The sequence below is a fragment of the Mesorhizobium sp. M8A.F.Ca.ET.021.01.1.1 genome (assembly GCF_003998025.1).
In the GTDB taxonomy this organism is placed as follows: Bacteria; Pseudomonadota; Alphaproteobacteria; order Rhizobiales; family Rhizobiaceae; genus Mesorhizobium.
On sequence record NZ_RZSJ01000447.1, the window covers coordinates 1 to 5,279 of the forward strand.

The window sequence follows — 5,279 nt, forward strand, 5'->3', positions numbered from 1 at the left end:
TCCTGTGCCCGGCGCCTATCAAGCCGACTGATGGGGCTGTGCCTTTGCGGTCAACTCGATTCCAAGGGCCTTCATCACTGCAATCGTGGTTTTTAGTGTCGGATTGCCGTTCTCACTGAACGAGCGATAAAGCTGTTCACGCGAAAGTCCCGTCTGGCTCGCTATTTGGGCCATGCCCTTAGCGCGCGCAACGACACCCAGCGAATGCGCGATATAGCCAGGATCTTCGGAAGCAAACGCTTCCGCCATGAATGCCGCAATCGCCTCATCGGAGGTCAGGCCTTCAGCCGGATCAAAGGTCGTCCGTTTCTCAGCCATCTCATTCGCTCCATTCTTGTGCCAGACGTTTCGCCGTCTTGATGTCCTTCTTCTGGGTGCCTTTGTCACCGCCGCACAGGAGGACGATGATCGTGTTGCCCCGCTTCTGAAAATAGACGCGGTAAGCCGGGGCCATGGTGGATACGCAACTCGCTTATCCCCTCTCCCACAGGCTCAACGTCTCCCGGATGCCCATAAGCAAGACGGTCAAGCCGGGCAAAGATCGCGCCACGAGCGCGCTCATCCTTTAGCCGCATCCACTATTTTCGGAACGTTTCGGTCTGCTTTAGATCGATCATAGGGAATTGTAGTTTATAAACTACATCCCGTAAAGGAAAGCTCAAGGATCGGTCCGCTCTTATCCGACTCGCCTTCTGTCACATAGCCCTCGCCATAGGGTCGCGCTCAAAAAGGGCATTGGGTCGATTCAGCATTATTTAAGTCGATTTTTAATCTTTTTTCGCCGGACCACTGGACAAGGCGAATCACCTTTGATTCTTTAATGGCGATTCGGAAGTGCGGTGTTGCCGGGTCACCAGCACATAGAAATGCGGCATACTGGAAATCGGGGAGTGCCATTTATGGCGAAGGCGGACGCGTGGGGCGCGCCCGGTGGGATGGCTTTTGCGCGTCGCGAGACGCGCAGCGACGGCCTTGCCGGGAATACGCGGCTCATCGCCGAACCGGCCTACAAGCGGCTTCTTGCGGCTGAACCGCTGCTGCGTCGGTCGATACCGGCCCTCATCGTCATCTTCCTGCTCGTCATCGCGGCGCTGCGTGTGCTCTCGCTGATGAACGAGCGCGACGATGTCGAGCGCGATGCCAAGGCGATCCTGACGCTGGCCGCCGCGCAGCTCGCCAGTTCGCTCGCCACCACGTCGGACACGCTGCCGGGCGCCACCCAGGACCTGCTGGAGACCACCAGCCGCCAGGGCGCGATGGGCCGCAGCCACGTGTTGGTCGTCACCGACAGTGCCTTCAGGATCACCGCGGTGACGCCGCGTTCGGTGCCCTGGCAAGGCCATGCGCTCGACGGCCTCGTCCAGGGCGGCCAGCCTTTGTTCATGTTCGGCGATCGCGCCGGTGTCATAGAGGTCAACATCGGCGGTCAGGACTGGTACGCGGCGGTCAGCCTGTCCAAGGACAGGAAGGGAGCCGCCGCGGCGCTTGTGCCGCAAGAGGCGGTCTTCGACACTTGGCGCAAGACAGTCTCGCTCAACGTCACCCTGTTCGTGCTGACGGCCGGCGTGCTTATCATCATCCTCTATGCCTATTTCGGACAGGCGGCGCGCGCGCAGGCAGCCGACCGCATCTATCTCGAGGCACATCAGCGTATCGACATGGCGCTGGTGCGCGGCCGCTGCGGCCTTTGGGACTGGGACATGGTGCGTGGCAAGATGTACTGGTCACGCTCGATGTACGACATGCTCGGCTACGAGCCCTGCGAGACGATGCTGTCCTTCGGCGAGGTCGACGAGATCATCCATCCCGAGGACGGCGACCTGTTCGAACTCGCCAACAAGATCGTCGCGCGCGAGATCGATCATATCGACCAGGTGTTCCGGATGCGGCATGCCGATGGCCAATGGGTGTGGATGCGCGCCCGGGCACAGGTCATGGATCCGGAAGCGCCGGAGATCCAGCTGATCGGCATCGCGGTCGACGTCACCGAGCAACGGCATCTGGCGCTGCGCTCCGAAGCGGCCGATCTTCGCCTCAGGACCGCGATCGAGAACATCAATGAATCCTTCGTGCTTTGGGATTCGGCTCAGCACCTGATCATGTGCAATTCCAAATACCAGCAGGACAACGGGCTCTCGGATCGCGACGTAATGCCAGGTGTGACGCGCGCGTCCCTGGAAGAGCGGATGCTGGCCTTTGCTTCGGAACGCCGGCTTGCCAATACCAATGGTCCGCAGGGCGGCGCCACGTTCGAGCGGCAGCTGTCCGACGGCCGCTGGCTTCAGGTCAACGAACTCCGGACCAGGGACGGCGGCATCGTCTCGGTCGGGTCCGACATCACCCAGATCAAGCTGCACCAGGAAAAGCTGGTCGACAGCGAGCGCCGGCTGATGGCGACCATCCATGATCTCAGCCTCGCCCGCCGGGCAGAAGAGGAACGGGCGCGCGAGTTGGTCGACCTCAACCGCAAATACATGAAGGAAACCGAGCGCGCCGAAGCGGCGAACCGGGCCAAATCCGAATTCCTGGCCAACATGTCGCATGAACTGCGCACACCGCTCAATGCCATCATCGGCTTCTCCGAACTGATGGAACAGGGGCTGTTCGGCCCGCTGGGCTCAGAACGTTACGAGGAGTACGCCACCGACATCAACAGCAGCGGCAAATACCTGCTTGGCGTCATCAACGACATTCTCGACATGTCCAAGATCGAGGCGGGCCAGTTCTCGCTGGACCAGGAGCAGATCGATCTCGGTCCACTGATCAGCGAGACGGTGCGTGTCGTGTCGCTGCAGGCGGCGCAGAAGGCGATCACCGTGGAAACGCGTATCGCCGACGCGCTGACGTTGTTCGCCGATCGCCGGGCGATCAAGCAGATCGTCATCAACCTCCTGTCCAATGCGGTGAAGTTCACCGGCCAGGGCGGCCACATATCGGTCAGGGCCCGCAACACGTCAGGCGCGCTGGTGCTGACAATCGAGGACAATGGCTGCGGTATCCCGAAGGAAGCGCTCGGCAAGCTCGGGCGCCCGTTCGAGCAGGTCCAGAACCAGTTTTCCAAGAACCATGCCGGCTCCGGTCTTGGCCTTGCGATTTCACGCTCATTGGCCGAGTTGCAGGGCGGTGCCCTGAAGATCCGTTCCACCGAGAGTGTCGGCACGATCGTGTCGGTGCGCATTCCCGTGAAGAAGGCGCCAACGGCGGTCAAGGCCGCGGCCTGAGCGACGGACTGCGGCGGACGATGTCGGAGCCCGCATCAACCAATCCTACTGCAGGCCGCCGTCGTTGCCTTCGTGATCCCATTGGCGGTCATGGCCAAAGCGGCCGCGCTTCGGCAGTTCGCCCTTCTCGATCTTGCCGTCATTGTTCTTGTCGAGCACGGCGAAAAGCTTCCTCTCGCGGCCGCTGATGTCATCAGCGGTCAGCGTGCCGTCGCCCTTGCTGTCGTAACGGGCGATGATGCGCCTGGCCATGCGTTCGAAGCGTGCCTTCTCCAGCGCGTCGGCGAGTTGAGCGACAGTCAGTTTGCCGCCATTGTCGGCGACAAGCTTCTTGAGCCGCGCGTCCATGACATTGGAGAACTGATCGAAGGTAATGGTGCCGTCATTCTCCTTCATCGCCTTGTCGAGCCGCATCATGGTGCGCTGACGCATATTTGCGCTGTCGACATTCTCGGCATAGGCGGCGCCGCCGACGGCTCCGGCCAGGGCGATGAAGGCAAGTGCGAGCTTGATTGTCTTTCTCATGATTTTCTCCTGTTGCATCGTCACCCCCGATGCGGCCGGATGGTCGTTGGTCACGACCCCCCGGCACGAAGCAAAAGGTCGAAATCCTTCCTGACCTTTTGCGACGTCTCCTTGAGATGTGCTTCCAGCACACCGAAATCCGGCAGGTCGGTGACCGCCAGAAGCAGATCCGAAAGCCCCGGCGGAACGTCGTCACGTTCGAAGGGTCCGGTAAGGCACAGCCGCGTCATCTGGGTCAGCGCCAGATAAAGGGCGTAAGCATCGCCAAGGTCCTGCCTGATCGCGGCATTGGCGAAACGGGGCGTCAGGCGAGACAGTATCTCGGCCGTACCGGTGGCGCGCGGTCCGGCCTCGACCTGCCCGCTGATGACAGCCACCTGGGCGATGAATTCGAGATCGATCAGACCGCCCGGGATCAGCTTGATGTCCCACGGGTCGCGGGCCGGCTTTTCCTGCTCGATCATGGCACGCATTTCCGAGGCCTCGGCCCTCACCTTTGCCGCATCGCGCGACTGGCCGAGCACCGCGGCAACTTCCGCCTCGACCTCACCGCACAAGCCATCATCACCGGCGATGGCACGCGCCCGCGACAGGGCCATGTGTTCCCAGGTCCAGGCTTCCTGGCGCTGGTATTTTTTGAAGGCATCGATATGGGTGGCGACCGGTCCCTTGTTGCCGGACGGCCGCAAACGCAGGTCGAGTTCGTAAAGCACCCCTTCCGCCGTCGGCGCCGATACCGCCGATATCAGCCGCTGCGTCATGCGGGAGTAGTAGTGCGACGGCGCCAGCGGTTTGTCGCCATCGGAATCCTCGGCGTCCGCATCGTGATCGTAGAGCAGGATGAGATCGACATCCGACCCGGCGGTCAATTCGCGGCTGCCAAGCTTGCCCATGCCGAGCAGCGAGACCACACCGCCGGCGATCGTGCCGTGGCGCACCGCGAATTCGGCGGTCACCGCTTCCAATGCCGCCGCGATTGTCAGGTCCGCCAGATCGGAGAAAGCGCGGCCGGCGCGGGCCGGATCGATCGAGCCCGCGAGCAGCCGCACACCGATCAGGAATTTCTGCTCGGAAGCAAATATGCGCAGCCGGTCGAGCACGTCCTCATAAGCCCTGTCGCCTTCGAGGAAGGCGGAAAGCCGCGCCGAGAGATAGGCACGGTCGGGGAGCTCGGTTAGCAATGCCGGGTCGAGCAAGCCGTCGAAGACATGCGGCCGGCGGGTGATGATCACCGCCAGCCGGGGCGCCGCGCCCATGATCGTCGCCATCAGCTTGAGCAGTGCGGGGTTCGACTGCAGCAGCGAGAACAGTTGTATGCCGGCCGGCAAGCCGGCGAGGAACTCGTCGAAACGGACCAGCGCCTCGTCGGCCCGGCGCGTCTGGCCGAAGGCCTTGAGCAGTGCCGGCGTCAGTTCCGTCAGCCGCTCACGCGCCTCCGCCGACTGGGTGACGCGATAGCGCCCGAAATGCCAGCCGCGGATGACCCGGCAAATGTCGCTTGGCCGCTGAAAGCCGAGACCGTGCAGGGTCTGC

Annotated in this window: 4 protein-coding genes and 1 pseudogene; 1 reads left to right on the forward strand and 4 read right to left on the reverse strand. The window is 62.3% G+C overall.

The annotated features are described in order from the left end of the window. Positions 1-18: 18 nt before the first annotated feature. Positions 19-318 carry an addiction module antidote protein gene (locus EOA36_RS26640; RefSeq protein ID WP_127280097.1) on the reverse strand — a complete coding sequence of 100 codons (300 nt, stop codon included), beginning with the start codon at positions 316-318 and terminating at the stop codon, positions 19-21. Between the two features lies 1 nt (position 319). Further along, positions 320-575: pseudogene (locus EOA36_RS26645) on the reverse strand (type II toxin-antitoxin system RelE/ParE family toxin). A 324-nt stretch (positions 576-899) separates the two neighbouring features. On the opposite strand from EOA36_RS26645, the gene EOA36_RS26650 reads away from it, so the two are divergent. Then, positions 900-3,221 (forward strand): PAS domain-containing sensor histidine kinase, encoded by a 2,322-nt coding sequence (locus EOA36_RS26650; RefSeq protein WP_127280098.1) that lies wholly within the window; start codon positions 900-902, stop codon positions 3,219-3,221. 45 nt (positions 3,222-3,266) lie between these two features. Here EOA36_RS26650 and EOA36_RS26655 read toward each other — a convergent pair whose 3' ends face one another. Further along, positions 3,267-3,746, reverse strand: coding sequence for a hypothetical protein (locus tag EOA36_RS26655; RefSeq protein WP_127280099.1), 480 nt, complete (start codon positions 3,744-3,746; stop codon positions 3,267-3,269). Between the two features lie 50 nt (positions 3,747-3,796). Beyond that, positions 3,797-5,279, reverse strand: a 1,483-nt coding sequence (locus EOA36_RS26660) for a bifunctional [glutamine synthetase] adenylyltransferase/[glutamine synthetase]-adenylyl-L-tyrosine phosphorylase (protein ID WP_127280100.1), incomplete at its 5' end; no start/stop codon positions are given.

Excerpts from the sequence above, each read along its gene's own strand:
- EOA36_RS26640 (WP_127280097.1), bottom strand. The coding sequence starts at position 318 with ATGGCTGAGAAACGGACGACCTTTGATCCGGCTGAAGGCCTGACCTCC.
- EOA36_RS26655 (WP_127280099.1), bottom strand. The coding sequence starts at position 3,746 with ATGAGAAAGACAATCAAGCTCGCACTTGCCTTCATCGCCCTGGCCGGA.
- EOA36_RS26650 (WP_127280098.1), top strand. The coding sequence starts at position 900 with ATGGCGAAGGCGGACGCGTGGGGCGCGCCCGGTGGGATGGCTTTTGCG.